General features: G+C 72.2%; 3 protein-coding genes. All 3 read left to right on the forward strand.

The window, feature by feature from the left end; all coding sequences use genetic code 11:
• The first annotated feature begins 127 nt into the window (after positions 1-127).
• On the forward strand, positions 128-1390 hold the full coding sequence (locus IRZ30_RS16930) for a hypothetical protein (RefSeq protein ID WP_294086870.1): 1263 nt from the start codon (positions 128-130) through the stop codon (positions 1388-1390).
• Positions 1387-1974 carry a hypothetical protein gene (locus tag IRZ30_RS16935; RefSeq protein WP_294086871.1) on the forward strand — a complete coding sequence of 196 codons (588 nt, stop codon included), beginning with the start codon at positions 1387-1389 and terminating at the stop codon, positions 1972-1974. Before IRZ30_RS16930 ends, IRZ30_RS16935 begins: the two co-directional genes overlap by 4 nt.
• A gap of 271 nt (positions 1975-2245) precedes the next feature.
• A partial coding sequence (locus IRZ30_RS16940) for an ATP:cob(I)alamin adenosyltransferase (protein WP_294086872.1) occupies positions 2246-2626 on the forward strand: 381 nt, incomplete at its 3' end.

Consider the following 2626-nt stretch of genomic DNA (forward strand, 5'->3'; position numbering starts at 1 on the left):
TTATACTAGACCGCGGCGTCATCCGCTTCGTGGGGGCGGGGGGGGTGTGCGGGGGGGGGGCCCCCGCGGGGGGCGGGGCGCGCCCCGCCGAGGCGGCTTACGCCCAGATCGTGACGGGGGAGCGCTGATGGCCGTCCAGACGATCCTACGGATCAGCCCGGCCGCCTGGCTCGGGCCGATCCTAGCCCTGGTCGCCATGGGCTACGCCCGCATCATCTACCCCGCGACCTACGACCCCTACCCGCTGGCGCTGACGTCCGTGGCCGGCTGGACGGTGTCGGTCATCGGCCCGACGGTGGCAGCCTTCGGTGCCTGGGAAGGCGGCCGCCTGCACCGTGCCGGCTGGTGGGGGCTGCCCCACGCACGCCCGGCGGTCGTGGTAGCAGGGGCGTCGCTGGCGCCGGTCCTGGTCGCCGGGCTCGGGGCGCTCGGCGCCGCGATCGCAATCCGGTTCGCGGATGCGGGCGTGCTCGCCTGGCCGGACCTCCGGGTCGTCGGCGTGGAGACCTGCGTCGTCACAGCGCAGGCGCTGCTCGGCTTCGCCATCGGCCTGCGCCTCCGCCCGGTGGTGGCGGTGCCGGCTGCCTTCCTCCTCATGTTCACCTGGATGGCGCTGCCGGCCGCCATTCTCCCGGTCTGGCTCGACTTCCCGACAGGAGCCTGGGCCGGCTGTTGCGCGATCGACTCGGATCTCGCCCCGCGGGCCGTCGCCAGCGCGATCACGGTCGTGGCCGGCTTCCTCCTGGCTGCCCTCGCGCTGCTGCGGCAGCCGTTCGCCCGGATCCAGTTCGGTCTGGCGTCGCTCGCCGCCGCGCTGGGCATCGCGACCGGCCTCTGGCTTGTGCGTGGGATGGACTCCAACCCGACCGTGCCGCGCGATCCGTCGGTGCTGGTCTGCGCCCCAGGCCCACCGCAGGTCTGCGTCTGGCCCGAGCACCGCTCGCGGCTGGCCACCGCCGCCCGCGTGGTGGCAAAGGTGGCGCCCGTCTGGCAAGCGGCTGGGGTTCCTCTCCCTGCCAGGTTTAGCGAAGAGTGGTCAGAGGTGCTCCCGTCGAGCACCGGCAGAGTCATAATCTGGTCGGACAATGAGGAGGAGATCGTATTGTCCCTCGCGCGTGGCGTGCTACCGCCGGTGCCACCCTGCGCCCTCAAGAGCGAGGTTCCCTATTTTGGCTTTGAGTCGCGCGACTACGTCATCGCCTGGCTTGTCGATGTCGCCGGACTGCCGCCGGACCGCTACGCGAGCACCCACGTGAACGGAGACGAGCTCCTCGGGACCGTCGCCGCCGTGCGCGCGCTCCCGCCGGAGGAGCAGCGGGCCTGGCTCGCGGGCAACCTGGCCGCCATGCGCGCCTGCGGGGTCAGGCCGCCACTGGAGCCCACCAAATGACGCTGTGGCTCCGCGTGCGGCGGGTGCACGCCTGCGTCGCGGTCGTCTGTGCGCTGGCAGTCAGCCTGCTGCTGACCGGCAACCTGGCGCTCCCTATCCCCAGCTTGCGCTTCGGGAGCACCCTGGCCCTACCGTTCGCCTTCCTCCTCCCGCTCGCGGTGGCGATCATCGTGGCCTACGCGCTCGGGGCGGGCGACCCACGGGCGGAAGCCGTCGCCTGCCGTCCGATGCGGCTGCTCGACACGGCCTACGCCCTGGCAGTAGCCGCGCTGGCCCTCGGAGCCTGTGGGCTGCTCTGGGTAGCGGACGTGAGCGCCCCGGCTCCAGCCGCCGGGAGAAACACGCTTGGCTACGTGGGGCTGACCCTCCTCGGCCGCCGCCTCGTCGGCCCGCACGCGGCCCCGATCCTCCCGGTCGGCTTCGTCCTCCTGACCGCCATGTTCGGCGTGCGCCCCGGCGTGGAGCGCGACTGGTGGGCCTGGCCACTGGCGGACGCGTCCGACTCGCTCTCCTGGCTCTTCGCCGGAGCACTCCTGCTCCTCGGCGCAGCCGTCTCCCTCCTGCGATCTGACGCCTACTCGTAGCCGCGCCGGCAACCGCGGAGGAAGCACCCAACCCGAGGCAGCAGGGCTAGGCGACGCTCCCTCCGACGCCCGCGCTCCCAGTCCAGCGCTAGTCGAGGCGCGGCGAGCGGGGTAAGCTCAGGGGAAGAACAACGTGACATCGTGCGCGCCGCGGCCCGTCGCGTGGCTCGATCGGACCTCGACATTGGTTCCCACAACACCGCCGGTTGGGTGACGGTCGCGGCGTTCGCCCTCGACATCAAGCGCTGACGTCGAGGAGAAAGGGGCAGCGATGTTTTACACACGCAAGGGCGACCAGGGCTACACCGACCTCCTCGGCGGCCGCGTGCCGAAGTACGCGCCCCGGCCGGAGGCGTACGGCACCCTCGACGAGGCCACCTCCTGTCTCGGACTGGCCCGCGCGCTGGCGACCAGCCAGCGGACCAAGGACATCCTCGTCGCGGTGCAGCGGGACCTCTACGTCATGATGGCCGAGCTGGCCTTCACCCCCGAGATGCAGCAGAAGCGCTACCACATCACGGAGGAGCACGTGGCCCGGATCGAGCGGGAGACCGACCAGCTCGCCGCCGAGGTGCCGCTGCCGCCCCACTTCATCCTCCCGGGGGACACGGTCGCGGGCGCCGCTCTCGACGTGGCACGGACGGTCGTCCGC

This window comes from Sphaerobacter sp. (genome assembly GCF_019683595.1).
In the GTDB taxonomy this organism is placed as follows: Bacteria; Chloroflexota; Chloroflexia; order Thermomicrobiales; family Thermomicrobiaceae; genus Sphaerobacter.

Bases quoted from the DNA above. Each gene is read 5' to 3' on its own strand.
- IRZ30_RS16930 (WP_294086870.1), top strand. From the start codon at position 128: ATGGCCGTCCAGACGATCCTACGGATCAGCCCGGCCGCCTGGCTCGGG.
- IRZ30_RS16935 (WP_294086871.1), top strand. From the start codon at position 1,387: ATGACGCTGTGGCTCCGCGTGCGGCGGGTGCACGCCTGCGTCGCGGTC.